We start from the raw sequence: 26277 nt of genomic DNA, 5'->3' as shown, positions 1-26277 counted from the left end.
ACCTGCTGTCAGCAGCCTGCATCATGACGGTCGTTCGCCCTTTATTGCGGGGCGGACTCGTCCCATATTCGCCTCATGGCGAAGAAACCCGCATCCTCTGAAAAATCCGGCAAATCCCCCAAATCCAAAGCTCATCGGCCCGACGTGCAGCCGATCGGGCCGGCGCTGGCTGAACTGCTGAATCCCGCGATCAATCGCGGCGATGCCGGACTTGGCTCGGGCACCGGCCTGCAGCCGCCGCCGGACAATTCGCGCGACCGCCGCGCGGGGGGCGAAGCTGCCGCGCATCGCGCGCGGGCTTCGACGCCGAAGGACTTCCCCAGCGACCGCCCGGCCGGGCTGGAGGAGGCGCCGCAGGCCAATTACGGCACGGCGGCCACCATTCCGACGCTCGATCCGGAACTGGCGCGGCAGCTCGGCCTGCCCACAGAGGAGGACGATGCCGAGGCGCTGGCGCGTCCGCCGCGTTCCAAGATGGAGGCGCTCGGCGTCAAGGCGACCGCGGATGCCCTGGAATCGCTGATCCGCGAGGGCCGGCCGGAGTTCCGCAAGGGCGACGGCTCCATGAAGGTGTGGACGCCGCATCGGCCGCCGCGCCCGGAAAAGTCCGAAGGCGGCGTCCGCTTCGAGATCAAATCGTCCTATGAGCCGAAGGGCGACCAGCCGACCGCGATCGCCGAGCTGGTCGAGGGCATCAATCGCAACGACCGTTCGCAGGTGCTGCTGGGCGTCACCGGCTCCGGCAAGACCTACACCATGGCCAAGGTGATCGAGGCGACGCAGCGCCCGGCCCTGATCCTGGCGCCGAACAAGACGCTGGCCGCCCAGCTCTATGGCGAGTTCAAGAACTTCTTCCCTGACAACGCGGTCGAGTATTTCGTCAGCTATTACGACTACTACCAGCCGGAAGCGTATGTGCCCCGCACGGACACGTACATCGAAAAGGATTCCTCGATCAACGAGCAGATCGACCGCATGCGCCACTCGGCGACGCGCGCGCTGCTCGAGCGGGACGACGTCATCATCGTGGCCTCGGTGTCCTGCATCTACGGTATCGGCTCGGTGGAGACCTACACCGCGATGACCTTCGCGCTGAAGAAGGGCGAGCGCATCGACCAGCGCCAGCTGATCGCCGACCTCGTCGCGCTGCAGTACAAGCGTACCCAGGCCGATTTCACCCGCGGCACGTTTCGCGTGCGCGGCGACGTCATCGACATCTTCCCGGCGCACTATGAAGACCGCGCCTGGCGCGTGAACCTGTTCGGCGACAGCATCGAGAATATCGAGGAGTTCGATCCGCTCACCGGCCACAAGCAGGACGAGCTCGAATTCATCAAGATGTACGCCAACTCGCACTATGTGACACCGCGCCCGACGCTGGTGCAGGCGATCAAGTCGATCAAGTCTGAGCTGAAGCAGCGGCTCGACCAGCTCCACAACCAGGGGCGTCTCCTGGAGGCACAGCGGCTGGAGCAGCGCACCACTTTCGACCTCGAGATGATGGAGGCGACGGGCAGCTGCGCCGGCATCGAGAACTATTCGCGCTATCTGACCGGGCGCCGGCCGGGCGAGCCGCCGCCGACGCTGTTCGAATACGTGCCCGACAACGCGCTGATCTTCGCCGACGAGAGCCACGTCACCATCCCGCAGATCGGCGCCATGTTCCGCGGCGACTTCCGGCGCAAGGCGACGCTGGCCGAATACGGCTTCCGCCTGCCGTCCTGCATGGACAACCGCCCGCTCCGGTTCGAGGAATGGGACATGATGCGGCCGCAGACTGTCGCGGTGTCGGCAACCCCGGGCAGCTGGGAGCTCAACGAGAGCGGCGGCGTCTTCGTCGAGCAGGTCATTCGTCCGACCGGGCTTATTGATCCTCCCGTCGACATCCGCCCCGCCCGCACGCAGGTCGATGATCTCGTCGGCGAAGTGCGCGCCACCGCGCAAGCGGGCTATCGCTCGCTGATCACGGTCCTCACAAAACGCATGGCCGAGGACCTCACCGAATATCTGCACGAGCAGGGCATTCGCGTCCGCTACATGCACTCCGATATCGACACGATCGAGCGCATCGAGATCATCCGCGATCTGCGCCTGGGTGCGTTCGACGCGCTGGTCGGCATCAACCTCTTGCGCGAAGGCCTCGACATTCCCGAATGCGCGCTGGTCGCCATTCTCGACGCCGACAAAGAAGGTTTTCTGCGCAGCGAGACCTCGCTGATCCAGACCATCGGCCGCGCCGCGCGCAACGTCGACGGCAAGGTGATCCTCTATGCCGACCAGATGACGGGGTCGATGGAGCGCGCCATCGCCGAGACCAACCGCCGCCGCGAGAAGCAGGTCGAGTACAACAATGCCAACGGCATCACGCCGGAGAGCGTGAAGAAGCAGATCGGCGACATCCTCAACTCGGTCTACGAGCGCGACCACGTGCTGGTCGAGGTCGGCGGCCACGACATGACCGACGACGTCATCTCGATCGGGCACAATTTCGAAGCCGTGCTGGCGGATCTCGAAACCCGCATGCGCGAGGCCGCCGCCGATCTGAACTTCGAGGAAGCCGCCCGCCTGCGCGACGAGGTCAAGCGCCTGCGCGCCACCGAGCTCGCCGTGGTCGACGACCCCACCGCGAAGCAGCGCACCGTGCAAGGCAAGGCCGGCGCCTATGCGGGGGCGAAGAAGTATGGCGATGCCGCCAACCTTCCCGTCAGCGCCATGAAGAAGAAGACGGTGAGCTCCGCGCTGAAGGCCAGCGGCGCCGGCAGCGGCTCGAAGGTCCACAAGCCGCATCTCGACGAAATGCACGGCCCGGAATCGCTGCCGTACCGCGAGAGCCGCGCGCTGCCGTCAAAGCCGTTCGGCAGTACCAGCCGCATCATCCAGCCGACGGATTCGCGGCAGTCGGGACCGGAGTTCGGACCGGCGCCGAAGTCGACGGGCGGGATGCCGGGGCGGCGCGGGGGGTGGAAGAAGAGGTAGGCGGGTAGGTTTATCGCGACGTTCGTGGTTATGGATACTCAGATGCGCAATTGCGCATCATAGCTCGCCGCTCTGCGGCGCCCCGGAATGACACGAGGAGAGACTCCCCCCCTCACCCCACGCTTGCCGTCACCACTGCCATCACCGACAGCAGCAGCACGATCGTCACCAGCTGCAGCGAGGCGACCGGCTGGGTGCGCCAGGCCGTGATCTTGTCGGAGAGCGACAAATGGGCCTCGAAGAATTTCGGCTCGTAGACGGTCTTGAAGAGGTGCGGGAAGCTCGGGCCGAAGGTCACGGCCAGCGTCGCGTGGACGAGCGAGGCGAAGGCGACGAAGATGGCGACGCCGGGGTCACCGACGAGGTCGTGGTCGGCGACGAGCTTGAGCAGGAAGGCTGCGGTGGCGAAGGTCGGGAAGCTCTGCAGGCTCGCGGTGAGCGCGAGGCCTTCGAACGCGTTATGCAGGCGGGACTTTCTGGCATTGGCGATGGCGGCCATGGCACGTCTCCCTGATGACATGCCGATGACGGTAGTCGCCGCGCCGGTGCGGCGATGTGAGATGGGTCACGCGGTAACTTCGCCTCTCCCCGCCTGCGGCAGGGCTATCGCATTTGAAAGTTTTTCCCTGCGGCCATCCTTCGAGATGCCCGCTGGAGGCGGGCTCCTCGGGATGAGGGCGGAGTGCGCGGCAGCAGTTTCAACGGGCACTGACGCTGATTAGCCTCATCCTGAGGGGGCGCGTCAGCGCCGTCTCGAAGGACGAGGCGTGCGCGCAGACCGCCACCTCAAGTCATATGCGATAGCCCTGCCGCCTGCGGGGCGAGGGAGCAGACCGCCGGCGCCGCAGCCGGTTCGCCTTTGCAGAGCCGACGGAGGTTTTCATACGCCCGCCTCGTGCTGACGTTGCGCGCTGCGCCACGCGCGTTGCGCGCTACGCAATCGGATAGAGCGCGAATTCGTGCAGTCGTTCCGCAACTCAACCAGCAATTGTCCGCCATGAACCGGGCATAGCGGTGGAACGTCAAAACGTCTGCAACATCCCTGTGATCTTGCGGATTGCCGATGCGTGAGACCACGCGTTAGGCTTGCGCAACGCCACAAGACCAACAAAGGACAGGCGGGAATGACGGTGGAGAAGCTGAATCGCCAACGCGTCGTGCATCTGCTCGATGCCTTCGCGCGCGGCGACATCGAGGCGGCGCTGGCCTGCTGCACCGAGGACGTCGACTTCCTCACCCATGCGCCGATCGACGTGCTGCCGCACATGGTGCCGCGCCATGGCAAGCAGGAGCTGCGCGAGCTGTGGCAGACGGTCTGGTCGCGCTATTCGGAGGTTCGCTACAAGACGCCGCACATCGTCGCCGAAGGCGAGGCGGTCGCGACCTACATGCACGCTTATTTCAAGAAGCGCAGCAACGGCCGCATCGTGCAGTTCGACATGGCGGTGTTCTACACGTTCCGCGGCGGACTGGTGGCGGAGATCCGCGAAATCATCGATTCCTACGACCTGGTGCAGCAGGTGCTGGAACGCGAGATCGGGCCGCTGATCACAGGGCAGTGAGCGTCGACCCGGACAATTACGGGGTTCTATTGCAAATCTCACAAAGCACGATCAAGTGTGCATTGCAAAAACGTGAATTGCGTTTTGGCCGAAATCTGCTACTTTGTTTGTATACAAATGAGCTGAGCCCCGGCGCATGACTGCGCGTGGGGTTGTTTGCCGTTTTCCGTAAAGCCAGCTTCAGGACTGCCCCAAATGACAGAGCACAGCCTCTGGCGTTTCTCGCGCGCGTTGCACCGCGCGATCAACGACCGGCATTTCGAGGACATCGCGGCCCTGATCGACGAGGACGTCGAATGGGCGCTGTACGGGCCGATCGACATGTTTCCGTTCCTCGGCGCGCGCCAGGGCAAGGATGCCGTGCTCGACGTCATCCGCCAGCTCGCCGACAATTTCCAGGTCCGCCGCTTCGACCGCGAGAGCATCATGCTGGGCGTCGATTCCGCCGCCTCGATGGTGCGCTATTCGCTGACGGCCCTCGATTCCAACAAGCCGATCAGCCTGCGCGTCGCGCAGTTCGCCCAGTTCAAGGCGGGCAAGCTGATCAGCATGCGGGTGCTGATCGACACCTTCGACCTGGTCGAGCAGGCACTCGGCCGCGCCATTCATCTGCCGAAGATGACCAGCGTCGGCTAAACGCATGATCCGGACCCGAAGGGCCGCGTTAGCGCAAAGTGCGAAGCGGTTCTCCGAGAAGATCATGCGCAAACACCAACCTGAAGCGCGATGATGATCATCGCGCTTCAGGGGGGACGCCAACGGGCCCCGCTGTTCGGGACCGATGACGAGGCGATCGCGACGTTCTGGCCTCCAGCCCCGCCGGATGCCGTCGCATCACGAGCTTGTCATCGGACGCGCGCCTTTCGCGCGGCCCGTTGGTTCGCCTCCACTTGCGAACCGCCACAATTCCGCAACGATAAATCGGCACTTTCTGCGCCGGATGGCGCATGGTCATTGCGGCCGCTATAGTGGGGCGGACAGCATGCGCTGGGGTTCGTGGGCAGGACGATGGAATTCTCGACAGGGTTTGGCTTGACCAGGCTGCCATTGCTGGTGGCCGCATTCATCTTGGGCTCGGCGCTGACGTTACAGGCGCAGATCATTCCGCCCTTCTCCTCACCTGCATCCGACGACGAGACCGAGGCCGCCGAAGCCCCCGACGTCAATGATCCCGACCTCATGAAGGGCATCGACGTCGACAAGCTCGACTGGAGCCAGCTCGCGGTCGATGCGGGGACCGGCATCGACCCGATGGCCGCCAAGAAGCGCGCCCAGGCCGCCGCCAGGGAAGGCCTCGACTGGTCGTCGAACCCGAATGCCAACGGCTCCTCGGCGGTGACCGTGAAGCAATCGGTGTCCTCGTTCTGGGATACGCGGATCGGCGCCGACATGACGCTGGCGAACGAGCCCAGGACGATGTCCGAGCTGCTGGCGCAGAAGGCCACCAACGGCGGCAACCTGCCGCAATCCTCGGGCAGCGCTTGGGCGACGGCAACCGCGCCGGGCGCGGGCGCGATCTGGGACAAGACCGCGGTGGAAGCCAGGGTCGATCCCGGCGCCGAGCACAGCAAGATCGGGGCGTCACTGACCAAATCGGTGCCGCTGTCGGGCGACACCTCGCTGACGCTGCAGAACGGCTACAGCGTCAACCAGCAGGGCACCAGTGCGGTCCCCGGCATCGGCGGCCACGTCACGCGCAATTACGAGACCGACCAGAGCGCCAAGGTCACCGTGACCGACACCGGCACCAGCATCGTTGCCGGCCAGACGCTGTCGACCACGGACGATAAATGGCTGCGCAAGCTCGGCGCGGAACAGAAGCTGTTCGACAACGTCACCGTTTCGGGCTCGGTCGGTGAAACCCCGCAAGGCACGCTGAACAAGAGCGTGACGGCGGGATTCAAGAAGAGCTGGTGAGCCCTTCGCCTCTCCCCGCCTGCGGGGAGAAGGCCATCACCGCGGCAGCATTCACACTTCCCTAACCATGCGCCACGGCAAAACCCCCGAATGGTCCGGCCTTGCCGCATCTTGGCCCATTTGCGGTCAAAATCGGACGCCCTGATGCAGCCTGCCTCACAGACGTCGTCGTGCGGGGGACACTCGCGCTGCGCTCAACGCGAACAGGGGAATAACGATGAACGCCATGCGTCCCGAAAAGATCGAAGCCACCGAGACCGAGACGGTCGACACCAACCTCGCCGCCGTGACCGAGGTCGAAGCCGGCATCCGCGATTTCGTCCGCAACGACATCGCCTATCTGCGCCGTCCGGCCGCGACAACCACCGACGCGCCGCCGCTCGACCCGAGCGCGGAAGCCACCGTCAACAACGTCAACTCGCTGATCCAGCGCGTTGCCGGCACCTCGCTCGCCGAGATCGAGAATTTGATCTCCGAGCTCGAGAGCCTGCGCGATCTGCTCCACGCCGAAGGCCAGCGCGTCCAGCGCGAGATCTCCGGCTACGCCCAGCTCAGCCAGGCCGCGATGAAGTCGACCCGCATGATCGCCGACAACGTCGCGCAGTGGAAGCGCGCCGCCGACGGCCTGCGCAACAGCTGATCGCCGGCACGAACGCATCATTGGCCGCCGCGTTCCGGAAGGGAGCGCGGCGGTTTCGATTCAGAGCGAGATGTTTCCCCTCTCCCCGTTCTTACGGGGAGAGGGTTAGGGTGAGGGGCCTCTCTCCGCGCGCTGCGATCTGTCGAGGGACCTGTACCCCCTCACCCGGATCGCAAGCGATCCGACCTCTCCCCGCAAGCGGGGAGAGGTGAAAAGAAGCGCTTTGAACCCACCACCCCTTCCCGGCGACCAACGCCAAGCGCCCGTGCAGCTACGGCCGGGCTCGGGGGACATTTCAGATGGAAAGCATTCGGCCCGACACCACGGACCCGATCCCGTTGCGGCCCGCGCCGAATCAATTCGGCACGATCATGCTGCGCTTTGTCGGGCTGCTGGCGGTTGCGATCGCCATCCTGGCGTTCGTCTATAGCCGCTGAGCTGCGGCCGGATGCCGGCCGCGATCGTTTAACGAATTCTTACCGGGCCGCTTCCGCGGTCGAGGCTTCCAGCGTGTAGGCGCCATCGGCGTAGCCCTTCACCACCATGCCCGCGACCAGCATTACCGCCAGCGTCGCAGTCGCGAAGATGAATCCAACAAATTTGAGTGCGCCGCGGTCAGCCATGGTCCTCGTCCCCTGTCGTCTGCCTATTCGTTTCAAATAGACAGCGACAGGTTCATAATTAGTTAGCAACTCACTGGTTCCGCGAAACTGCTTCGCCGCAACCATGTTGCGCAGGCTTATGGCAGCCACCCGGAATCGCGTCCATAGCGCGCGGGCAACACTCGCTCGGTTTCGCTTCTCCCTCGCCCCGTTCTTACGGGGAGAGGGTCGGGGTGAGGGGCCTCTCTCCACACGCGAGATCCAACGAGAGAGCTGTACCCCCTCGCCCGGATCGCAAGAGCGATCCGACCTCTCCCCGCAAGCGGGGAGAGGTGAAGAGCCGCAACCTTCTCGATCGATTCTAAATCACGCGCCCTTGCGCAGCGGCACGAAGGCGGACGCGGTGATGGAATAGACCTCCTCGCCGCGCTGATTGGTGCCGGTGGTGCGGGCCGTCAAAATGCCCCAGCCGGGACGGGAGGCGGAGGTCCGCTTGTCGACGACTTCATTAACGTAAGCGACGGTATCTCCCGCGAGCACCGGCCTGATCCAGCGCAGGTCGCGAAAGCCCGGCGACGGACCCCACACGGCGACCTCCTCGCCGCGCGAGGCGGCCTCGCGCGCCAGACGCTGGCCGTCGGCGACAAGCAGGCTCATGCAGGCCGAGCCGACATGCCAGCCCGAGGCCGCGAGCCCGCCGAACAGCGAGTTCTTGCCCTCCTCCTCGTCGAGGTGAAAGCGCTGCGGATCGAACTTGGCGGCGAATGTCTTGATCTTTTCCGCCGTGAACGTATAGGCGCCGATCTCGCGGCGCTGCCCGATCGCGATGTCTTCGAAGAACCGCATCAGGCCGCTCCCTCGCGCCGCTTGATCAGGATCGGAGAGGTCATCTCGGCGAGCGCCTGCCCCGCCGCGTTGCGCGCGGTGCATTTGAACTTGACGATGCCGAGCTCAGGTCGGCTCTTCGAGGCCCGCGCCTCCAGGACATCGACCTCGAGCGTGAGATCGTCGCCGGGCCGCAGCGGCGACAGCCAGCGCACCTCGTCGACGCCGGGCGATCCCAGCGACGCGGCGCGGGTGATGAAGCCGTCGGCCATCATCCGCATCATCAGCGAGCACAGGTGCCAGCCCGAACCGGACAGGCCGCGCAGCATGCTTTTCGCCGCTGCCGCCTCGTCGAGGTGCATCGGCTGCGGATCGAACTCGGCGGCAAAGGCGAGGATCTCGTCGCGGGTGACGTGGCGCGGGCCGAACGTTCCGAACCGGCCGGGCGGGAAATCTTCGAAGGTCAGGGTCATCTCGGGAAAGCTTTGCGGGAATGACAGATTGTGGCCGCACTTTGCGGCAATCTCAACCCGCCGGCCCGCATGGCTCGTGCTACATACTTGGGATCGGCGTTGATTTGAGTCGGATCGATCGACGGCCGAACCCGATTTGAAGTCCCGATGTGCCTTGGGGAGAGCAATGTTCTCATTCAGCGACCTGTTCCAATGGGACCGCTTCATCACGCCGACGATCATCAAGACCTTTTACTGGCTGGTGATCGCGCTGATCTGCCTGTTCGGGCTCTCCGGCATCTTCTCAGGGTTGGCCGCGATGGCGATCAGCCCGTTCGGCGGCTTCCTGGTGCTGCTGTCGTCGATCGCCAGCGTCGTGGTCGGCATCGTGTTCTCGCGCATCGTCGCGGAGCTGATCCTGATCGTCTTCCGCATCAACGAGCATCTCGGCGCGATCAGGGATCAGGGCGGGGGGACGCGGTAGCGGCACGCACAGGCGCGTAGGGTGGGCAAAGGCGCACAGCGCCGTGCCCACGATCATTCCGCGAGATGAGGGAGGTGGTGGGCACGCTTCGCTTTGCCCACCCTACGCAAGCGATGTTGGTACCTACGTATTGAACCTGAAATGCATCACGTCGCCGTCGGCGACGACGTAGTCCTTGCCTTCGAGGCGGAGCTTGCCGGCATCGCGGGCACCGGCTTCGCCGCCGAGCGCGACGTAATCGTCGTACGCGATGGTCTCGGCGCGGATAAAACCCTTCTCGAAATCGGTGTGGATCACGCCCGCCGCTGCCGGGGCCTTGGTGCCGCGATGGATGGTCCAGGCGCGCGCTTCCTTCGGGCCCACGGTGAAGTAGGTGATGAGGTCGAGCAGACCGTAGCCGGCGCGGATCAGGCGGTCGAGGCCGGCTTCTTCGAGGCCCAAGGTCTCCAGGAAGTCGGCGCGCTCGTCACGCGAGATGGTCGCGATCTCGGATTCGATCTTGGCGGAGATGACGACGGCGACCGCGCCCTCCTTCGCCGCCTGCTCCTCGACCGCCTTGGAGAAGGCGTTGCCGGTGGCGGCGGAGCCTTCCTCGACGTTGCAGACATAGAGCACGGGCTTGGACGACAGCAGGCCGAGCATTCCGAAGGCGCGCTCCTCCTCCGCCTTGCGCTCGACGAGGCGCGCGGGCTTGCCATCGCGCAAGAGCACCAGGGTGCGGTTGACGAGATCGAGCTGCTCCTTGGCGTCCTTGTCGTTGCCCTTGGCCTTCTTGGTGAGATTGTCGACGCGCTTCTCGAGGCTGTCGAGATCGGCGAGCATCAGCTCGGTCTCGATGGTCTCGATGTCGGCGAGCGGGGCGATCTTGCCTTCGACATGGGTGATGTCGGAATCCTCGAAGCAGCGCACGACATGCGCGATGGCGTCGACCTCGCGGATATTGGCCAGGAACTGGTTGCCGAGGCCTTCGCCCTTGGAGGCGCCGCGCACGAGGCCGGCGATGTCGACGAAGGTCAGCCGGGTCGGGATGATCTGGCCCGACTTGGCGATGGCCGCGAGCTTGTCGAGCCTGGGATCGGGCACGGCGACCTCGCCGACATTCGGCTCGATGGTGCAGAACGGATAGTTCGCAGCCTGCGCCGCGGCCGTCTCGGTCAGCGCATTGAACAAGGTCGACTTGCCGACATTGGGCAATCCGACGATCCCGCATTTGAATCCCATGGTGGTCCTGGCCTCCGCGCTACGCGCGCAAATGTCTTCCGAACTCGTCATGCGCGGGCTTGACCCGCGCATCCATCTTCTTCGAACGATGGATCGCCGGATCAAGTCCGGCGATGACCGGTGTTATTCCTTGCCGTTCTCGTCCTTGGTCAAAAACCCCTTCGCCTGCATGGCAAGATGAACCCTGTTGGCGAAGGTTGCGTCCGTGCCCTTGGCAAGCAGCGCGGCGTGCTCGGCGACCGCGTCGCAGAGCGTCGTCACCCATTCGTTGTCGGCCTTGGCGAAGTCCGACAGCACATGGCCGTGCACCAGCTCCTTGACGCCGGGATGACCGATGCCGAGCCGGACCCGGCGATAATCGTTACCGATATGCGCCGAGATCGAGCGCAGGCCGTTATGGCCGGCGATGCCGCCGCCGATCTTCACCCGCACCTTGCCCGGCGGCAGCTCGAGCTCGTCGTGGAACACGGTGGTGTCGCCAGGTGCGATCTTGAAGAAGCTCGCCGCTTCCTGAACGCTGCGGCCGGACTCGTTCATGTAGGTCGTGGGCTTGAGCAGGATCACGCGCTCAGGTCCGAGCGCACCTTCCGAGGTCTCGCCCTGAAAGCGGCGCCGCCATGGCGCAAAGCCATGACGCCGCGCGATCTCGTCGACGGCCATGTAGCCGATATTGTGCCGGTTACGTGCGTATTTCGCGCCGGGATTGCCGAGCCCAACAAAGAGTCGCATGACGCGGCGCGCCCCCCGCTCGGCGCGCGGTCAAGGACCGCGCGCCAGCTTCGAGAGATTACTTCTTCTTGTCGCCGCCGGCGGGAGCCTTGGCAGCAGCGGCAGGAGCAGCAGCCGGAGCCGCAGCACCAGCGGCCGGAGCAGCCGCAGCGCCCGGGGCCGCACCAGCAGCGGCAGCCGCAGCAGCGGCCTTCTGCTCTTCGGCGTAACCGGACGGCGGCACGATGGTGACGAGGGTCGCGTCCTCGCGGGTCAGCGCCTTGACGCCGGCCGGCAGCTTGACGTCGGCCAGATGCAGGGAGTGACCGATCTCGAGCGCGCCGACATCGGCCTCGATGTATTGCGGGATGCTCTCGACGCCGCATTCGAGCTCGATCGCGTGCGCGACGATGTTGACGGTGCCGCCGCGCTTCACGCCCGGGGAGGTTTCCGCCTTCACCACGTGCAGGGGAACGCTGATGCGGATGGTGGCGCCTTCGCCCAGCCGCATGAAGTCGACATGGATCGGGAAGTCCTTGACCGGGTCGAGGTGGTAGTCGCGCGGAATGACGCGGTGCTTCTTGCCCTCGAGGTCGATGTCGACCAGCGTGGTCAGGAACCGGCCGGCAAGGATGCGCTGGCGCAGTTCACGATCCTCGATCGAGATCGTCAGCGGGGGCTGGTTGTTGCCGTAGATCACTCCGGGCACTCGCCCGGCGCGACGCTCAGCCCGGGCGGCCCCCTTGCCGCTCTTCGGACGTGCGGTCGCCTTCAATTCCTTGACGGTCGTCGCCATGTCGTTAAGTCCTTGTTTTTGCAAAAGTTAATGGGCCGCAAGGCGGCCCATGGCATGGTCCACAGCAAGCCTCCAGGGGTGCGGGGGCCGCGGACGTGGCGGGCTTTTACCCGGAAGCTGCGGAAATGACAAGGAGAATGGGCTGGTCCGGCGCTGCCAGATGAGCCGTCATTCCGGGGCGGTCGCGACCGCGACCGAACCCGGAATTTCGAGATTCCGGGTTCGCGACTTTGTCGCGCCCCGGAATGACGCCGAGTGGCGTCACCCGCCCAGCTTGGCCTCCAGCGCTGCGATCCGCGTCTTCAGGGCCTCGTTCTCCTCGCGCGCCAGGCGCGCCATGTCCTTGACCGCCTCGAACTCCTCGCGCTTGACGAGGTCCATGTCGCGCAGGAATTTTTCGGCCTGGCTGCGCATCACGGAATCGAACTCGCGCTTGACGCCCTGGGCAGCACCGGCGGCGTCGTTCATCAGGCGGCCGATCTCGTCGAAAAACCGGTTGTTGGTCTGGGTCATTGTGGGCCTCCGATAAACTTTGCGCGACCTCGCGGAAAGACAATGGCAATCCGAGGGGGCCGGTTCAAGAGCGAAGCGGCGGTATCCTTCTCATGCGCGGGTTTCCTTGCAATCGTATTCAACGTCCCTGCATAAGGGGAATCACGGTGCGTCTGCCGGCGCCCGCCGCGATCCCGCTTGGACATAGAAGGCGCGATGCCCTTTCTGCTCATCGACTTCCCCGCCTTCAACCCGATCGCGCTCGAGATCGGTCCGTTCGCGATCAAGTGGTATGCCCTGGCCTATATCTGCGGCATCGTGTTCGGCTGGCTTTATGCCCGCGCGCTGCTGAAGAGCGAACGCCTGTGGGGCGGGCCCGCGCCGATCTCGCTGCTTCAGATCGATGACTTCATCCTGTGGGTCACGCTCGGCATCATCCTCGGCGGTCGCGCCGGCTACGTGCTGTTCTACAACCTGCCCTTTTTCATCGATCATCCGGCCGCGATCTTTAAGTTGTGGGAGGGCGGGATGTCGTTCCACGGTGGCTTCCTCGGCTGCGTCGTCGCGGTGATGTGGTTCGCCTACCGCAATGGCATCTCGATCCTGTCACTCGGCGACATTACCACCGCGGTCGCCCCGGTCGGGCTCTTGCTCGGACGCATCGCCAATTTCATCAACGGCGAATTGTGGGGCCGCGCCACCGACCCGACCCTGCCCTGGGCGATGATCTTCCCCAACGATCCGACGCAGCTGCCGCGCCATCCGAGCCAGCTCTACCAAGCCGGCATGGAGGGCATCCTGCTGTTCACCGTGCTGGCGATCATGATCCGGTTCGGTGCCTTGAAGCGGCCCGGCATGATCCTTGGCGCCTTCATCCTGGTCTATGGCCTCGCCCGCATCGCCGGGGAGCATTTCCGTGAGCCGGACGCGCAGCTCGGTTTTCTCTGGGGCGGATTTACCATGGGCATGCTTCTGTCGATCCCGATGCTTATCGTCGGCCTCATACTTATTGTATTGGCAGTAAGGCGCGGTGCGCCGATGCCCATCGAGGCCATTCGTTAATTCATTTCGAGAAGATCGCCGTGACCGACCAGCCGCTGCTCAACGAGATCAAGGCGCTGATCAAATCCTCCGGGCCCATGCCGGTCTGGCGGTACATGGAACTGTGCCTGATGCATCCGCGCTACGGCTATTACGTTTCGCGCGATCCGCTCGGGCGCGAGGGCGACTTCACCACGGCGCCCGAAGTCAGCCAGATGTTCGGCGAGCTGCTGGGCCTGTGGACCGCCTCGGTGTGGAAACAGATGGGCTCGCCGCAGTTTTTGCGGCTGATCGAGCTCGGCCCCGGCCGGGGCACCATGATGGCGGATGCGCTGCGGGCGCTTCGCGTGCTGCCACCGCTCTACCAGGCGCTCCATATCCACATGGTCGAGGTCAATCCCGTGTTGCGGGACCGGCAGAGCGCGACGCTCGCCAACGTGCGCAACATCGCCTGGCACGACAGCATCGACGAGGTGCCGGAGGGACCGAGCATCATCCTCGCCAACGAATATTTCGACGTGCTGCCCGTCCACCAGATGATCCGCCACGAGAACGGCTGGCACGAGCGCGTGATCGAGATCGATCCCAACGGCAAGCTTCAATTCGGCGCGGCGCCGGAGCCGACGCCGCGCTTCGACGTGCTGCTGCCGCCCCTGGTGCGCGCCGCCCCGATCGGCGCCGTGTTCGAGTGGCGTCCCGACGGCGAGATCATGAAGCTCGCCACGCGCGTGCGCGACCAGGACGGCGCCGCGCTGATCATCGATTATGGGCATCTGCGCAGCGATGCCGGCGATACTTTCCAGGCCATCGCCCGCCACACCTTCGCCGATCCCTTGAAGGCGCCGGGCCAGGCCGACGTCACCGCCCATGTCGACTTCCAGGCGCTGGCGCGCGCGGCCGAGGATGTCGGGGCGCGCGTGCATGGGCCGGTGACGCAAGGCGACTTCCTCAAGCGGATCGGCATCGACACCCGCGCCGCCGCCCTGATGCAGAAAGCAGCGCCCGAAATCGCCACCGACATTTCGGTGGCGCTCAGGCGCCTGACCGATACCGGACGTGGCGGCATGGGCTCGATGTTCAAGGTGCTCGGCATCTCCGAGCCGCGGCTGACGGGGCTTGCCGGCCTCAGCGATCTGGAACAGGCAGGAGAGGCCTCATGACGATTGCTTCGTCGCTGCTGTCCGCCGTGCCCGGGCTGCGCCATGCCTTCTTCACCCGCGAAGGCGGCGTCTCCGGCGGCATCTATTCCGCGCTGAACGGCGGGCTCGGCTCCCACGACGATCAGGCCCTGGTCGCCGAGAACCGGCGCCGCATGGCCGAGCATGTCGGCGTTGCGCCCGAGCGCTTCCTCAGCCTGCACCAGATCCATTCGCCCGACGTGCTGGTTGCCGAGGCACCGTGGCCGAACGGGCCGCGCCCCAAAGGCGACGCGCTGGTGACGAAGACGCCGGGCATCGCGCTCGGCGTCTCCACCGCCGATTGCGGCCCGGTGCTGTTCGTCGATCCCCAGGCGCGCGTGATCGGCGGCGCGCATGCGGGGTGGAAGGGCGCACTGACGGGCGTGCTGGAATCCACCATCGCGGCGATGGAGCAGCTCGGGGCCACGCGCGGCGGCATCATCGCCGCGATCGGCCCCTTGATCCGCCAGGACAGCTACGAGGTCGGCAACGAGTTCGTCGCGCGCTTCATCGAACAGGATGCCGAGAACGCTGTGTTCTTCATCCCCTCGGTGCGCGAGAGCCACGCGATGTTCGATCTCGCCGGCTTCATCCGCAAGCGGCTGGAGGCCGCCGGCATCCTGATGATCGACGATCTTGGCCTCGACACCTATTCCGACGAGCGCTTCTTCAGCTATCGCCGTTCGGTGCATCGCAAGGAGCCGGATTACGGCCGCCACGTTCACGCGATCGCGCTTGAGGCGTGAACACAGAGGCAACCCCGTGTCATTCCAGGGTTCGCGCCAAGTAAGCGCGCCCCGGAATGACAGTGTGCTGTGGCTCGCCTGCCCTAGACCTTAATCGATTTTAACGATATCGCTGCCCTCCATAATGAGGGACGCGTCATTCATCTTCCGCCGCGCGGGTTCGCGCGTGCTGGCGGTCATGCTGCTGGCGGCTGCGGCCGCGCTGGGCGGCTGCGCCGGCGGCGGCGGCAGTGCCGTCAATTCCTATGCGATGGCCCCGAGCGCCGGCAGCGGGGCCACTATCGCCTTCGAATCGATCGACGGGCCACCTCCGCAAGTGTTCGACCGCATGGTCGGCGTGCTCGACAGCGAATCCAAGCTGCGCAGCCTGTCCGTGGTCTCCCGCGAAGGCGCGGCTGCCTATCGCGTGCGCAGCTACCTCTCCGCCCAGGTGGTGCGCGGCAAGACCGTGATCGCCTGGGTCTGGGACGTCTACGACGCCAACCAGCAGCGCGCGCTGCGTCTCTCCGGCGAGGAACCGACCTCGGCCAAGGGCGGGCGCGACGCGTGGTTGGCTGCCGACGACCTCGTGCTGCGGAAGATCGCCCAGGCCGGATTCAGCGGACTTTCCAACATGATCAACGGAACGCCGGATGCACCCGGCGCGGCTCCGGCATTGCGGGGACCGGCTGTGGCCAGCGTCGTCAAGGACGCTCCCGCACCGGATATGCCGGCGTCAGCGCTCGGCTATGCCGAGCAATAACCCCCGCTAAACCACGGCCTCAACTTGCGGCCAAGCCGTTGGCCCGACTCAGGATTTTCAAAGGGAAAACGTAGCATCCCGGGTTGCCATTGCGGCCTTCCGCCTGATATTTCCTCGCCCGTCGTAACCGTGCTGCCAGCGGGTATTTTCTGATGTTGAAGGTCGTATCCAGCAAAGCGCGGGAGGAAGCGTCCATGTCGGCCAAAAACGGCTCCATCAAGCTCGTCGCCGGCAACTCCAATCCGGCCCTCGCCCAGGCGATCGCGCAAGGGCTCGACCTGCCGCTGACCAAGGCGGTGGTACGGCGCTTCGCCGATATGGAGATCTTCGTCGAGATCCAGGAGAACGTCCGCGGCTCGGATGCCTTCGTCATTCAGTCGACCTCGTTCCCCGCCAACGACCATCTGATGGAATTGCTGATCATCACCGACGCGCTGCGCCGCTCCTCGGCGCGCCGCATCACCGCGGTGCTGCCCTATTTCGGCTACGCCAGGCAGGACCGTAAGTCCGGTTCGCGCACGCCGATCTCGGCCAAGCTCGTCGCCAACATGATCACGCAAGCCGGCGTCGACCGCGTCATGACGCTCGACCTGCATGCCGGCCAGATCCAGGGCTTCTTCGACATCCCGACCGACAACCTCTTCGCCGCGCCGCTGATGGTGCGCGACATCAAGGACAAGTTCGACCTGACCAAGACGATGGTGGTCTCGCCCGACGTCGGCGGCGTCGCCCGCGCGCGCGGCCTCGCAAAGCGCATCAACACCCCGCTCGCGATCGTCGACAAGCGCCGCGAGCGGCCGGGCGAGTCCGAGGTCATGAACGTGATCGGCGACGTCTCGGGCCACACCTGCATCCTCGTCGACGACATCGTCGATTCCGGCGGCACACTGGTGAACGCGGCCGATGCGCTGCTCGCCAAGGGCGCCAAGGACGTCTACGCCTACATCACCCACGGCGTGCTCTCCGGCGGCGCCGCCGCGCGCATCTCCAGCTCCAAGCTGAAGGAGCTGGTGATCACCGACTCGATCCTGCCGACCGACGCGGTGACCAAGGCGCCGAACATCCGCACCCTGCCGATCGCCAGCCTGATCTCGGATGCGATCGCGCGCACGGCGGCGGAAGAATCGGTGTCGAGCCTGTTCGACTGATTTGATCTAGCACCGTCATTCCGGGGCGGCGCGTCAGCGCCGAACCCGGAATCCATCTTGCCGCAATCCGTGTCGATCAATGGATTCCGGGCTCGCGCTGCGCGCGCCCCGGAATGACCATTGACTACCCCACGATGCCCGCTGCGACCTGGCCGCGCAGGCGCTCCAGCCCGTGCAACGTCTCCGCGCAGGCGGTCGCGACCTCGACGCCCTTGATCGCAAAGTGCTTGCGGAAGAAATCGTAGTGCACCTCGGTCTCGTGGAATTGCTGCGGCGTCAGCACGGCCGAGAACACCGGCACCTCCGTGCGCAGCTGCACGTCCATCAGCGCCTTGATCACGGTGTCGGCGACGAATTCGTGGCGGTAGATGCCGCCGTCGACGACGAGGCCGGCCGCGACGATCGCGGTGTAGCGCCGCGTCTTGGCGAGGACCTGCGCGTGCAGCGGGATCTCGAACGAGCCCGGCACCTCGAACACGTCGACATGGGTGAGGTGGCGGGCTTCCGCCTCCTTCATGAAGGCGATGCGGGCTTCCGCGACCACGTCGCGGTGCCAGCAGGCCTGCACGAAGGCCACCCGCTGCGGCTTGGCGAAACGCGGATGCGAAGGTGCCGGGTCCGCGGGAACCGGCGGCGGCGTTTGGGACGTTTCGGCTTGGGGGTCTTGCAGCATCTGATTCATGGCTTTCCTCGGTTTAAGGACCAGAATCAGGGCACACGGAACGACAAACAGCCGCACCTTGCGATGCGTCTGCTACCGACCGTTCTCTTTCATCCGGACTTTAACCGTCGGCTTCGGAGTTGCACCGAATCTGCTGACCCTTCCGTTCGGGATAACCCTCGCGGAAGGCGCTCGCGGGCTTGGGCCTTTCGGCCCTTACCGCCGGTGGGGACTTCCACCCCGCCCTGAGAACATCGGCCGTCCGGGATGAACGGCCTACCAGGAAATATGCCGCCGCCGGGCAATCGCGGCAAGCGTGTTCCGCATGGGCAAAGCGCATGGTCCCATGTCCGCACGGCGGCCCGGCCCTCGTCCGGTGGAATTTGCGACGAGCGTTTTTTGCCGAATCCGATTCCGGTTTGTTCTCCCGTTAAGAATTGTGGCGGAGATGAGCTGTGGACGAACGAGTCCTGGCTTGTGGACGGACTCGCGACCCCGTTGCGCAGATTCCGCAAATCACATCACTTGATCCGCGACAGGCCCGCGCCGATCCGAGGGATCGCAACAGCGACTCCGAGGGGATTGCAAAGGCTGATCCGAGGGGACGCCGCAGCGACGTTTAGGGAGTGCGCGCCGGGCCCAACCGCGTGCGTATCAAAGACAACAAGAAGGCAAGAGGTCGAGACGGCATGTCCCTGCTCGAAGGCACTATCGATTCCAGAAACCATCCGCTCGCGGTGGTCGAGGACATCGCCGCCAGCAACAACTGGCCGTTCGAACGCTCCGGCGAGGACGAGCTCACGATTGTCTCCAAGGGACAATGGACCGACTACCAGCTCTCCTTCACCTGGATGGGCGAGATCGAGGCGCTGCATCTGGCCTGCGCCTTCGACATGAAGATTCCGCCCGCGCGCCGCGGCGAGGTGCAGCGGCTCGTTGCCGCCGTGAACGAACAGCTGTGGGTCGGCCATTTCGACCTGTGGACCAACACCGGCATGGTGATGCACCGCCAAGCCCTGGTGCTGCCGGGCGGCCTCACCGCCTCGCCGGCGCAATGCGAGGTCATGCTCGCCGGCGCCATTCATGCCTGCGAGCGCTACTTCCCCGCGTTCCAGTTCGTGGTGTGGGCCGGCAAGAGCACGGCGGAGGCGATGGACGCGGCAATGTTCGATACGGTCGGAGAAGCGTAGCGCTCGTTCCCAAACGTCGTCCCGGACAAACGCGCCCAAAGCGCGCGCAGATCCGAGACCCATACCGCGTGATTCCGCCGTATCGCAGGATGCTTGTTGCTCTGCTCTCCATCTATTAGAACCGCCTGTGGTTATGGGTCCCCGCCCCCGTGCGCAATTGCGCACTAGGCGGGGACGACACCTTTTGCTTGGGTGACCACAGTGGCAAACAACACCCTCCAAGACATCTCCGGCACCATCCTGCTCGCCGGCGCCGGCAAGATGGGCGGCGCGATGCTGACCGGATGGCTTTCGGGCGGGCTCGATCCGCGCCGCGTCGCCGTGATCGAGCCGCACATTGCGCCCGAGATCTCCGCGCTGGCCGCCAAGGGCGTCGTGCTCAATCCTGATGTGAGCGCCGCCGGCGCTGTCGAGACGCTGGTCGTGGCGGTGAAGCCGCAGATGTTCCGCGAGGCCGGCGCCAAGCTGAAGCCGTTCGTTTCGGACAAGACTTCGGTGGTCTCGATCATGGCGGGCACCACGATCGCCGCGCTCCAGGACGTCTGCGGCGGCGCCGTGGTGCGCGCAATGCCGAACACGCCGGCAGCGATCGGCCGCGGCATCACCGTCGCCGTTGCGGCGAACGACGTCAGCGCCGCGCAGCGCGCGGTGGCCGATGCGCTGCTGCGCGCGACCGGCTCGGTCGAATGGGTCGAGGACGAAGGATTGATGGACGCGGTCACCGCGGTGTCCGGCTCGGGCCCGGCCTATGTGTTCCTGCTCGCCGAAGAGCTTGCCCGCGCCGGCGTCGAAGCGGGACTGCCCGAAGCGCTGGCGACCAAGCTCGCCCGCGAGACCGTCGCCGGCTCCGGCGAGCTGCTGCACCGGTCGGAGCAGCCAGCGAGCACCCTGCGCCAGAACGTCACCTCGCCCGGCGGCACCACGGCCGCAGCGCTCAGTGTGCTGATGGGCGAGCCGGGCCTGCGCGATCTCATGATCCGCGCGATCGCGGCGGCGACGCAGCGGTCGAAGGAATTGGCGAAGTAGACGATCCTCATGGTGAGGAGGCGCGAAGCGCCGTCTCGAACCATGAAAGGCCGGGCTCTCGCCCGCGGCCATCGTTCGGGACGACCGCGGAGCCAGTCATCGGGCCGCGCTTCGCACGGACCCGGTGGCGGTCTCCTCGGGATGAGGGCAGAGCAAGCGGAAGCTACGTCGCTCCCAACCGCTTGTTGAACATCTCGACATTGACGAGCCCGCGGGCGTGGCGGCCTTCGCCGAGCTTGCGCGGGCCCTCGAACGCCTCGACCTCGAAGCGGATGACGCGGCGCTCGACCGCGATCACCTTTGCGGTGGTCCGCACCGTTGCGCCGACCAGCGCGGCGGCGAGATGGCGGATGTCGACCTCGGTTCCGACCGTGACCCAGCCCGGCTGAAGCGCTGAGCGGATCGCATCGCCCGATGTCATCTCCATCTCCAGGATCATCATCGGCGTCGCGTAGACAAACGGCATGCCTGACACGAAATGCCCGACCGTGCGCTCCACCGGGACCACCAGCGTGCGCTCGGCGCTCATGCCGACATTAATGAAGTCGCGTGCGTCCATTGGGCTGGCTCGTCCTTCCGGGGGGGGCGCGATAGCGCGAACCCGGAATGATGCTAACGCGTCACTTCTTCGCCGCCGCCGCGCGCTCCACGAAGGTCTTGCCGCCCTTCATCTTGTGGCGGAGCGGGGCTTCGTTGATCTGGATGACGACGGCGTCGGCATCGACGCCGAGATTCTTCACCAGCGCCTGGGTGATGTCGCGCATCATGCCGGCCTTCTGCTCGTCGGTGCGGCCTTCGGCCATGCTGATGGTGATCTCAGGCATTCTTCTCTCCCTGCTCGTCGTTGATCATCCATTGTCATTGCCGGGCTCGACCCGGCAATCCATCATTTTGAAGATGGATGCGCGGGTCAAGCCCGCGCATGACGAATGGGGCGAATAGCTAGCCCCACTTCACGTCATGGCGGGCCAGGACCTCGCGCACTTTTGCGACGAGATCGGCTTCGCTGCACGAGAACTGCGCCGGCCGGGTCTCGCGCCATTCCTGATTGGAGGCGATCGCGGCGGCCGCCTTGGCGCCCTCGATCAGGTCCTTGACCTGCACCTCGCCGCGCGCCTTTTCATCCGAGCCCTGGATGATGACGCAAGGTGAGTTGCGGCGATCGGCATATTTGAGCTGGTTGCCCATGTTCTTGGGATTGCCGAGATAGAGCTCGGCGCGGATGCCGGCGCCGCGCAAGCTCGCCACCATCTTCTGGTAGTCGGCGACGCGCTCGCGGTCGAACACGGTGACGACGACGGGGCCGAATTCGGGCCGCGTGTCGAGCTTGCCGAGCAGCGTCAGCGCCGCCTGCAGCCGCGACACGCCGATCGAGAAACCGGTTGCCGGCACCGGCTCGCCGCGGAAGCGCGAGACGAGGCCGTCATAACGCCCGCCGCCGCCGACCGAGCCGAAGCGCACCGGGCGGCCCTTCTCGTCCTTGGTGTCGAGCAGGAGTTCGACCTCGTAGACGGGGCCGGTGTAATATTCGAGGCCGCGCACGACGGAGGGATCGATCTTGATGCGATCCGCGCCATAGCCCGACGCCGTGACCAGCTTTGCAATCTCTTCCAGCTCGCTGACGCCGGCCTGACCGACTTCGCTCTTGGCGAGATAGGTTTCTGCCGCGGCAATTGCTTCTTTCCAATCCTCGCGCGGCCTGGTGATGGCGAGAACAATTTCGGCTTCCGCCGCGCTCAAATTGGCGCCTTTGGTGAAGTCGCCCTTGCCTTCCTCGCCGCCGTCCCAACGTCCCGGACCAAGCAGCTTGCGCACGTCGTCCGCGGAAAACTTGTCGAGCTTGTCGATCGCGCGCAGCACGGTCAGTCTGCGCGCCGCATTTTCTTCACCCGCGAGGCCAATGGCTTCCAGAACGCCGTCGAGCACCTTGCGATTGTTCACCTTCACCACGTACTGGCCGCGCGCGATCCCGAGCGCCTCCATCGTGTCCGCCGCCATCATGCAGATCTCGGCGTCCGCCGCCGGCGTCGCCGAGCCGACCGTGTCGGCATCGAACTGCATGAACTGGCGGAAGCGGCCGGGGCCGGGCTTCTCGTTGCGGAAGACATAGCCGACGCGATAGCTGCGATAGGGCAGCACCAGACCGTCGGTACCGTAGCGCTCGCCGACATAGCGGGCGAGCGGCGCGGTCAGATCGTAGCGCAGGCTGATCCACTGCTCGTCGTCGTCCTGGAACGAGAACACGCCCTCGTTGGGACGATCCTGGTCGGGCAGGAATTTGCCGAGCGCGTCGGTGTATTCCATCGCCGGCGTCTCCACCGGCTCGAAACCGTAGAGCTCGTAGACGGCGCGGATCTTCTCGACCATCTCGCGCGTCGCCCGGATCGCGGCGGGATCGCGATCCTCGAGCCCGCGCGGCAGGCGCGCCTTCAGTTTCTGGGGTTTTTTGGGTTTCTCGGCCATGCGCGGCGTTTACCAGCCGCGGCGCGAGGCGGCAACTGCCCTACGGCTGCTCCATCCGCGCCCGGAGCGCGTCCGCGTCGGCCTTCGGCAGCGATTTCAGCGTCGGCTTGATGGTCTCGCCGCCGACGATCTTGCCGTTGCGCATGAACATCCAGTCCGAGATGTCGGCCTCCGCGAACTTGACCTTATCGCCGGCTCGCTTGCCCGGCAGATCGCGCGGCTCGTTGGCGAAGACGCCGGTCAAGGTCCCGTCGGGCAGCTTCTTCACCTCGCCGATCCAGATGTGCTCCCCGCCCTTGCGGGTCGTAAAGCGCACCTTCAAAGCGTGACCAGACTCGGACGGCTTGGGTGATTCATAGGAGGCCCAGAAGGTCGGCAGCGAGCCGCGGGCGCGAGCGATCGCAGTGTTCATCTCGGGGTCGGTGGTGCGTACGTCGACGATCGGCGAGCGGTCTTGCGCTGCGACCTCGTGGGTCGGACCGATGGTCAGGAGGCCGAAAACGCAAACGCCGGTGATGGCGGCGAGAACGACCCATTTCATGGGTTGGGAGAGTTTCATTGTCATGATCGCGATGGCCAGGATGCTTGTTTTGTCCTGGCTTTGTCGCGTGTCGGCAGCAGCACGTTCAATGCGCAATAAGCCACGAACTTTGCGTGTTTCCCCTCTTTTCCGAAAGAGGGGAAACGCCTCGACGTCTATCAAAACACCTTGCGGATCCAGTTGTGCGGATCGTTGGTGCGGCCGTACTGGATGTCGACGAGCTGCTTGCGCAGGCCCATGGCAACCGGGCCGGCGGCGCCGCCGCCGATCTCGAAGTCGCCGCTGACCGAGCGCACCTTGCCGATCGGCGAGATCACGGCGGCGGTGCCGCAGGCGAAGGCTTCCTTCAGCCTGCCCGAGGCCGCGTCCTTGCGCCACTGCTCGAGCGTATAGGGTTCTTCGCGCACCGTCTTGCCGGCGTCGCGGACGAGCGTGATGATGGAGTCGCGGGTGATGCCAGGCAGGATGGTGCCGAGCGGCGGCGTCGACAGCGAGCCGTCGTCGAACACGAAGAACACGTTCATGCCGCCGAGCTCCTCGATGTAGCGGCGCTCGACCGCATCGAGAAAGACGACCTGGTCGCAGCCGTGCTGGATCGCCTCGGCCTGGGCGCGCAGGCTCGCGGCATAATTGCCGCCGCATTTGACCGCGCCGGTGCCGCCGATCGCAGCGCGCGTGTAGTTCTCCGACACCCAGATCGAGACCGGCGCAGGCCCGCCCTTGAAGTAGGAGCCGACCGGCGAGGCGATCACCGCAAAGATGTATTCGGACGACGGCTTGACGCCGAGGAAGGTCTCGCTCGCGATCATGAACGGCCGCAGGTAAAGGCTGCCCTCGCCGCCCGGCATCCAGGCGCGGTCGATGCGCACGACCTGCTCGACCGCCTCGATGAAGACGTCTTCGGGCAGCTGCGCCATCGCCATGCGATCGGCCGAGTCCTTGAAGCGGCGCGCATTGGCGTCGGGACGGAACAGGTTCACCCCGCCGTCGTCGCGCTTGTAGGCCTTCAGGCCTTCGAAGATCTCCTGGGCGTAGTGCAGGACCGCGCCGGCGGGATCGAGCTGGAAGTTGGCGCGCGCCTCGATCTTCGCCTCGTACCAGCCGCCCTTGGCCTGGTTGTAGCGGACGATTGCCATGTGATCGGTGAAGACCCGCCCGAAGCCGGGATCCACCAGCTTGGCGACGCGGTCCTTCTCGGGCGTCGGATTGGATGCGGGCTGGATGTCGAATGTCATGCTCATGTCCTTGCCTCCCGCTGCCGGTGGCGGCGCTGTTTCTCGCGCCCGCCTGCCCATTCGGGCCCGGCTGGCTTGATTGGTTTCTGGCCGGACCGCCGCCAGCCATGTTACGGCCGGTTTCCGCAGCCAGCATGTCGGGCAGGACATGCTTTTGCGGAAGGCGGAAGTCCAGTATGTTTTGTCGAAATGCCGCTCGACAATCGCACGGTAGATCTGCTTCGGCCGTCGCCGCCTGTCCGGCTCTCTCCGGCCGTCCTGCTACGATGCCACCCGCTGCGAAACGATCTAAAATTTCGTACGGGTCCATGGTTTTGTAACATTGAACCCAAGATACGTCAATATGCCTGACATAAATTTCGCGACTCCTTCTCAAGACGCTGCCGCGCCCCGGCCGGCCGCAGGCGATGGAGGCAATTTGCGCTGGGATATCATCGAGCTGCTGTTCTTCGCCTATCGCGATTTCGTCGGCGATCCCGACCAGGAGCTGGAGGCGTTCGGCTTCGGCCGGGCCCACCACCGGGTCATGCATTTCGTCTACCGCTATCCCGGGCTCAAGGTCGCCGACCTGCTCGACGTCCTGCGCATCACCAAGCAGTCGCTCGGCCGGGTGCTGAAGCAGCTCCTGGACGAGGGCTATATCGTGCAGAAGACCGGCGACAATGATCGCCGCCAGCGGCTGCTCTATGCGACGCCGAAGGGCGAAGCGCTGGTGCAGAAGCTCGCGGGGCTGCAGACCACGCGGATCACCAGGGCGCTCGCCGAGATGGGTCCGCAGGACGCCGAGACGGTCAAGCGCTTCCTGCGCGCGATGATCGACCGCGACGATCCGGACAAGGTGCTGGAGACGATCTTCGCTTCCGTCAAACAAGACGCCAAGGAGTGACCGTGCCGCTCGCAGCCACGCTCGCGCGCCCGCCGGTGCAACCGGCCGACGATGCCCCGCATCTCTTGCTGGTCGACGACGACCGCCGCATCCGCGACCTGCTCTCGCGCTTTCTTGCAAGTGAAGGCTACCGCGTCACCACCGCGGCGAGCGCCGGCGACGCGCGCTCGAAGCTGATGGGCCTGCATTTCGATCTCCTGATCCTCGACGTCATGATGCCCGGCGAGACCGGCTTCGACCTCGCCCGCTTCATCCGCACCTCGTCGTCGGTGCCGATCGTGATGCTGACGGCGCGCCACGAGGCGGAAGCCCGCATCGAGGGCCTGCAGATCGGCGCCGACGATTACGTCGCCAAACCGTTCGAGCCGCGCGAGCTGGCGCTGCGCATCAACAACATCCTCAAGCGCGCCGCGCCGCCGCCGCAGGCCACGACGATCGAGAAGATCGCCTTCGGCCCCTATGTCTACCATCTCGAGCGCGGCGAATTGCGCCAGGGCGAGGAGGTCATCCACCTCACCGACCGCGAGCGCGAGATGCTGCGGATTCTCGCTGAGACGCCGGGCGAGACCGTGCCGCGCAGCGCGCTGACCGGCAATGGCAGCGTCAACGAGCGTGCGGTCGACGTGCAGATCAACCGCCTCCGGCGCAAGATCGAGACCGATCCCGCCAATCCGCTGTTCCTGCAGGCGGTGCGCGGCATCGGCTACCGCCTGGTGGCCTCGCCCTGAACCGCAGTGAAACGCGC

29 protein-coding genes, 1 pseudogene and 1 riboswitch are annotated in these 26277 nt (G+C 65.4%); of the genes and pseudogenes, 16 read left to right on the top strand and 14 right to left on the bottom strand.

The window, feature by feature from the left end:
• The first annotated feature begins 75 nt into the window (after positions 1-75).
• Entirely contained in the window at positions 76-2976 is a 2901-nt protein-coding gene (uvrB, locus tag P0R31_RS29670) for an excinuclease ABC subunit UvrB (protein WP_275517983.1), read from the top strand.
• A 112-nt stretch (positions 2977-3088) separates the two neighbouring features.
• Here uvrB and P0R31_RS29665 read toward each other — a convergent pair whose 3' ends face one another.
• Entirely contained in the window at positions 3089-3475 is a 387-nt protein-coding gene (locus P0R31_RS29665; protein WP_275517981.1) for a hypothetical protein, read from the bottom strand.
• Between the two features lie 625 nt (positions 3476-4100).
• On the opposite strand from P0R31_RS29665, the gene P0R31_RS29660 reads away from it, so the two are divergent.
• The 5 genes from P0R31_RS29660 to P0R31_RS29640 all read left to right on the top strand — a co-directional run bounded on the left by P0R31_RS29660 (position 4101) and on the right by P0R31_RS29640 (position 7532).
• Positions 4101-4538 (top strand): nuclear transport factor 2 family protein, encoded by a 438-nt coding sequence (locus tag P0R31_RS29660; RefSeq protein ID WP_275517979.1) that lies wholly within the window; start codon positions 4101-4103, stop codon positions 4536-4538.
• 195 nt (positions 4539-4733) lie between these two features.
• Complete coding sequence (locus P0R31_RS29655) at positions 4734-5174, top strand: nuclear transport factor 2 family protein (protein WP_275517977.1); 441 nt, start codon at positions 4734-4736, stop codon at positions 5172-5174.
• A gap of 372 nt (positions 5175-5546) precedes the next feature.
• Entirely contained in the window at positions 5547-6455 is a 909-nt protein-coding gene (locus P0R31_RS29650; protein WP_275517975.1) for a hypothetical protein, read from the top strand.
• A 217-nt stretch (positions 6456-6672) separates the two neighbouring features.
• On the top strand, positions 6673-7095 hold the full coding sequence (locus P0R31_RS29645; protein WP_036009414.1) for a hypothetical protein: 423 nt from the start codon (positions 6673-6675) through the stop codon (positions 7093-7095).
• A gap of 299 nt (positions 7096-7394) precedes the next feature.
• Positions 7395-7532, top strand: coding sequence for a hypothetical protein (locus P0R31_RS29640; protein WP_007614812.1), 138 nt, complete (start codon positions 7395-7397; stop codon positions 7530-7532).
• 39 nt (positions 7533-7571) lie between these two features.
• Here P0R31_RS29640 and P0R31_RS29635 read toward each other — a convergent pair whose 3' ends face one another.
• The 3 genes from P0R31_RS29635 to P0R31_RS29625 all read right to left on the bottom strand — a co-directional run bounded on the left by P0R31_RS29635 (position 7572) and on the right by P0R31_RS29625 (position 8995).
• On the bottom strand, positions 7572-7718 hold the full coding sequence (locus P0R31_RS29635; protein ID WP_225157367.1) for a hypothetical protein: 147 nt from the start codon (positions 7716-7718) through the stop codon (positions 7572-7574).
• Between the two features lie 345 nt (positions 7719-8063).
• Positions 8064-8543 carry a MaoC family dehydratase gene (locus P0R31_RS29630; RefSeq protein WP_275517974.1) on the bottom strand — a complete coding sequence of 160 codons (480 nt, stop codon included), beginning with the start codon at positions 8541-8543 and terminating at the stop codon, positions 8064-8066.
• Entirely contained in the window at positions 8543-8995 is a 453-nt protein-coding gene (locus tag P0R31_RS29625) for a MaoC family dehydratase (RefSeq protein ID WP_275517972.1), read from the bottom strand. The genes P0R31_RS29630 and P0R31_RS29625 overlap by 1 nt, the downstream gene beginning before the upstream one ends.
• A 166-nt stretch (positions 8996-9161) precedes the next feature.
• Here P0R31_RS29625 and P0R31_RS29620 point away from each other — a divergent pair, with 166 nt between their 5' ends.
• Positions 9162-9458, top strand: coding sequence for a DUF4282 domain-containing protein (locus tag P0R31_RS29620; RefSeq protein ID WP_275517971.1), 297 nt, complete (start codon positions 9162-9164; stop codon positions 9456-9458).
• A gap of 123 nt (positions 9459-9581) precedes the next feature.
• On the opposite strand, the gene ychF is transcribed toward P0R31_RS29620, so the two are convergent.
• From ychF to P0R31_RS29600, 4 genes are all read right to left on the bottom strand, one after another.
• Positions 9582-10679 carry a redox-regulated ATPase YchF gene (ychF, locus tag P0R31_RS29615; protein WP_275517970.1) on the bottom strand — a complete coding sequence of 366 codons (1098 nt, stop codon included), beginning with the start codon at positions 10677-10679 and terminating at the stop codon, positions 9582-9584.
• Positions 10680-10802: 123 nt separating this feature from the next.
• Positions 10803-11408: an aminoacyl-tRNA hydrolase gene (gene pth / locus P0R31_RS29610; protein ID WP_275517969.1), complete on the bottom strand. Its 606-nt coding sequence runs from the start codon at positions 11406-11408 to the stop codon at positions 10803-10805.
• A gap of 58 nt (positions 11409-11466) precedes the next feature.
• The gene (locus P0R31_RS29605) at positions 11467-12183 is read right to left on the bottom strand and encodes a 50S ribosomal protein L25/general stress protein Ctc (protein ID WP_225115004.1); all 717 of its coding nucleotides are present in this window, start codon (positions 12181-12183) and stop codon (positions 11467-11469) included.
• Between the two features lie 261 nt (positions 12184-12444).
• Positions 12445-12696 carry an accessory factor UbiK family protein gene (locus P0R31_RS29600; protein WP_275517966.1) on the bottom strand — a complete coding sequence of 84 codons (252 nt, stop codon included), beginning with the start codon at positions 12694-12696 and terminating at the stop codon, positions 12445-12447.
• A gap of 195 nt (positions 12697-12891) precedes the next feature.
• On the opposite strand from P0R31_RS29600, the gene lgt reads away from it, so the two are divergent.
• From lgt to P0R31_RS29575, 5 genes are all read left to right on the top strand, one after another.
• Positions 12892-13737: a prolipoprotein diacylglyceryl transferase gene (gene lgt, locus P0R31_RS29595; protein ID WP_275517965.1), complete on the top strand. Its 846-nt coding sequence runs from the start codon at positions 12892-12894 to the stop codon at positions 13735-13737.
• A 20-nt stretch (positions 13738-13757) separates the two neighbouring features.
• Positions 13758-14876, top strand: coding sequence for a class I SAM-dependent methyltransferase (locus tag P0R31_RS29590; RefSeq protein WP_275517964.1), 1119 nt, complete (start codon positions 13758-13760; stop codon positions 14874-14876).
• Positions 14873-15640 (top strand): peptidoglycan editing factor PgeF, encoded by a 768-nt coding sequence (gene pgeF, locus P0R31_RS29585; protein WP_275517963.1) that lies wholly within the window; start codon positions 14873-14875, stop codon positions 15638-15640. The genes P0R31_RS29590 and pgeF overlap by 4 nt, the downstream gene beginning before the upstream one ends.
• Before the next feature lie 124 nt (positions 15641-15764).
• Positions 15765-16382, top strand: coding sequence for a hypothetical protein (locus tag P0R31_RS29580; protein ID WP_275517961.1), 618 nt, complete (start codon positions 15765-15767; stop codon positions 16380-16382).
• Between the two features lie 194 nt (positions 16383-16576).
• Complete coding sequence (locus tag P0R31_RS29575) at positions 16577-17530, top strand: ribose-phosphate pyrophosphokinase (RefSeq protein WP_275517960.1); 954 nt, start codon at positions 16577-16579, stop codon at positions 17528-17530.
• Positions 17531-17654: 124 nt separating this feature from the next.
• On the opposite strand, the gene P0R31_RS29570 is transcribed toward P0R31_RS29575, so the two are convergent.
• Positions 17655-18212, bottom strand: a complete 558-nt coding sequence (locus tag P0R31_RS29570; RefSeq protein WP_275517958.1) for a 6,7-dimethyl-8-ribityllumazine synthase — start codon at positions 18210-18212, stop codon at positions 17655-17657.
• A 77-nt stretch (positions 18213-18289) separates the two neighbouring features.
• Positions 18290-18448: riboswitch (FMN riboswitch) on the bottom strand.
• 432 nt (positions 18449-18880) lie between these two features.
• Here P0R31_RS29570 and P0R31_RS29565 point away from each other — a divergent pair.
• Both P0R31_RS29565 and proC read left to right on the top strand, forming a co-directional pair.
• Positions 18881-19381, top strand: coding sequence for a YbjN domain-containing protein (locus tag P0R31_RS29565; protein WP_025033850.1), 501 nt, complete (start codon positions 18881-18883; stop codon positions 19379-19381).
• A gap of 201 nt (positions 19382-19582) precedes the next feature.
• The gene (gene proC / locus P0R31_RS29560) at positions 19583-20407 is read left to right on the top strand and encodes a pyrroline-5-carboxylate reductase (RefSeq protein ID WP_275517957.1); all 825 of its coding nucleotides are present in this window, start codon (positions 19583-19585) and stop codon (positions 20405-20407) included.
• Positions 20408-20570: 163 nt separating this feature from the next.
• On the opposite strand, the gene P0R31_RS29555 is transcribed toward proC, so the two are convergent.
• The 5 genes and pseudogenes from P0R31_RS29555 to P0R31_RS29535 form a co-directional block, all read right to left on the bottom strand.
• Positions 20571-20966: a thioesterase family protein gene (locus P0R31_RS29555; RefSeq protein WP_275517956.1), complete on the bottom strand. Its 396-nt coding sequence runs from the start codon at positions 20964-20966 to the stop codon at positions 20571-20573.
• Positions 20967-21027: 61 nt separating this feature from the next.
• A pseudogene (locus P0R31_RS29550) lies at positions 21028-21234 on the bottom strand (tautomerase family protein); the annotation flags it as partial.
• A 115-nt stretch (positions 21235-21349) separates the two neighbouring features.
• Positions 21350-22870 (bottom strand): histidine--tRNA ligase, encoded by a 1521-nt coding sequence (gene hisS / locus P0R31_RS29545; protein ID WP_275517955.1) that lies wholly within the window; start codon positions 22868-22870, stop codon positions 21350-21352.
• 40 nt (positions 22871-22910) lie between these two features.
• Positions 22911-23435, bottom strand: coding sequence for a YegJ family protein (locus P0R31_RS29540; protein ID WP_275517954.1), 525 nt, complete (start codon positions 23433-23435; stop codon positions 22911-22913).
• 134 nt (positions 23436-23569) lie between these two features.
• Positions 23570-24652, bottom strand: coding sequence for a branched-chain amino acid aminotransferase (locus tag P0R31_RS29535; RefSeq protein WP_275517953.1), 1083 nt, complete (start codon positions 24650-24652; stop codon positions 23570-23572).
• 337 nt (positions 24653-24989) lie between these two features.
• On the opposite strand from P0R31_RS29535, the gene P0R31_RS29530 reads away from it, so the two are divergent.
• Positions 24990-25532: a MarR family winged helix-turn-helix transcriptional regulator gene (locus P0R31_RS29530; RefSeq protein WP_057027673.1), complete on the top strand. Its 543-nt coding sequence runs from the start codon at positions 24990-24992 to the stop codon at positions 25530-25532.
• Positions 25529-26260 carry a response regulator gene (locus P0R31_RS29525; RefSeq protein ID WP_036009315.1) on the top strand — a complete coding sequence of 244 codons (732 nt, stop codon included), beginning with the start codon at positions 25529-25531 and terminating at the stop codon, positions 26258-26260. Before P0R31_RS29530 ends, P0R31_RS29525 begins: the two co-directional genes overlap by 4 nt.
• Positions 26261-26277: the final 17 nt, after the last annotated feature.

Source organism: Bradyrhizobium yuanmingense, from assembly GCF_029167105.1.
In the GTDB taxonomy this organism is placed as follows: Bacteria; Pseudomonadota; Alphaproteobacteria; order Rhizobiales; family Xanthobacteraceae; genus Bradyrhizobium; species Bradyrhizobium yuanmingense_A.
The sequence above is the reverse complement of the archived record's forward strand: the minus strand, read 5'-3'. Positions and strand labels throughout refer to the sequence as shown.

Bases quoted from the DNA above. Each gene is read 5' to 3' on its own strand.
- uvrB (WP_275517983.1), top strand. From the start codon at position 76: ATGGCGAAGAAACCCGCATCCTCTGAAAAATCCGGCAAATCCCCCAAA.
- P0R31_RS29665 (WP_275517981.1), bottom strand. From the start codon at position 3,475: ATGGCCGCCATCGCCAATGCCAGAAAGTCCCGCCTGCATAACGCGTTC.
- P0R31_RS29660 (WP_275517979.1), top strand. From the start codon at position 4,101: ATGACGGTGGAGAAGCTGAATCGCCAACGCGTCGTGCATCTGCTCGAT.
- P0R31_RS29655 (WP_275517977.1), top strand. From the start codon at position 4,734: ATGACAGAGCACAGCCTCTGGCGTTTCTCGCGCGCGTTGCACCGCGCG.
- P0R31_RS29650 (WP_275517975.1), top strand. From the start codon at position 5,547: ATGGAATTCTCGACAGGGTTTGGCTTGACCAGGCTGCCATTGCTGGTG.
- P0R31_RS29645 (WP_036009414.1), top strand. From the start codon at position 6,673: ATGAACGCCATGCGTCCCGAAAAGATCGAAGCCACCGAGACCGAGACG.
- P0R31_RS29640 (WP_007614812.1), top strand. From the start codon at position 7,395: ATGGAAAGCATTCGGCCCGACACCACGGACCCGATCCCGTTGCGGCCC.
- P0R31_RS29635 (WP_225157367.1), bottom strand. From the start codon at position 7,718: ATGGCTGACCGCGGCGCACTCAAATTTGTTGGATTCATCTTCGCGACT.
- P0R31_RS29630 (WP_275517974.1), bottom strand. From the start codon at position 8,543: ATGCGGTTCTTCGAAGACATCGCGATCGGGCAGCGCCGCGAGATCGGC.
- P0R31_RS29625 (WP_275517972.1), bottom strand. From the start codon at position 8,995: ATGACCCTGACCTTCGAAGATTTCCCGCCCGGCCGGTTCGGAACGTTC.
- P0R31_RS29620 (WP_275517971.1), top strand. From the start codon at position 9,162: ATGTTCTCATTCAGCGACCTGTTCCAATGGGACCGCTTCATCACGCCG.
- ychF (WP_275517970.1), bottom strand. From the start codon at position 10,679: ATGGGATTCAAATGCGGGATCGTCGGATTGCCCAATGTCGGCAAGTCG.
- pth (WP_275517969.1), bottom strand. From the start codon at position 11,408: ATGCGACTCTTTGTTGGGCTCGGCAATCCCGGCGCGAAATACGCACGT.
- P0R31_RS29605 (WP_225115004.1), bottom strand. From the start codon at position 12,183: ATGGCGACGACCGTCAAGGAATTGAAGGCGACCGCACGTCCGAAGAGC.
- P0R31_RS29600 (WP_275517966.1), bottom strand. From the start codon at position 12,696: ATGACCCAGACCAACAACCGGTTTTTCGACGAGATCGGCCGCCTGATG.
- lgt (WP_275517965.1), top strand. From the start codon at position 12,892: ATGCCCTTTCTGCTCATCGACTTCCCCGCCTTCAACCCGATCGCGCTC.
- pgeF (WP_275517963.1), top strand. From the start codon at position 14,873: ATGACGATTGCTTCGTCGCTGCTGTCCGCCGTGCCCGGGCTGCGCCAT.
- P0R31_RS29580 (WP_275517961.1), top strand. From the start codon at position 15,765: ATGAGGGACGCGTCATTCATCTTCCGCCGCGCGGGTTCGCGCGTGCTG.
- P0R31_RS29575 (WP_275517960.1), top strand. From the start codon at position 16,577: ATGTCGGCCAAAAACGGCTCCATCAAGCTCGTCGCCGGCAACTCCAAT.
- P0R31_RS29570 (WP_275517958.1), bottom strand. From the start codon at position 18,212: ATGAATCAGATGCTGCAAGACCCCCAAGCCGAAACGTCCCAAACGCCG.
- P0R31_RS29565 (WP_025033850.1), top strand. From the start codon at position 18,881: ATGTCCCTGCTCGAAGGCACTATCGATTCCAGAAACCATCCGCTCGCG.
- P0R31_RS29555 (WP_275517956.1), bottom strand. From the start codon at position 20,966: ATGGACGCACGCGACTTCATTAATGTCGGCATGAGCGCCGAGCGCACG.
- hisS (WP_275517955.1), bottom strand. From the start codon at position 22,870: ATGGCCGAGAAACCCAAAAAACCCCAGAAACTGAAGGCGCGCCTGCCG.
- P0R31_RS29540 (WP_275517954.1), bottom strand. From the start codon at position 23,435: ATGACAATGAAACTCTCCCAACCCATGAAATGGGTCGTTCTCGCCGCC.
- P0R31_RS29535 (WP_275517953.1), bottom strand. From the start codon at position 24,652: ATGAGCATGACATTCGACATCCAGCCCGCATCCAATCCGACGCCCGAG.
- P0R31_RS29530 (WP_057027673.1), top strand. From the start codon at position 24,990: ATGCCTGACATAAATTTCGCGACTCCTTCTCAAGACGCTGCCGCGCCC.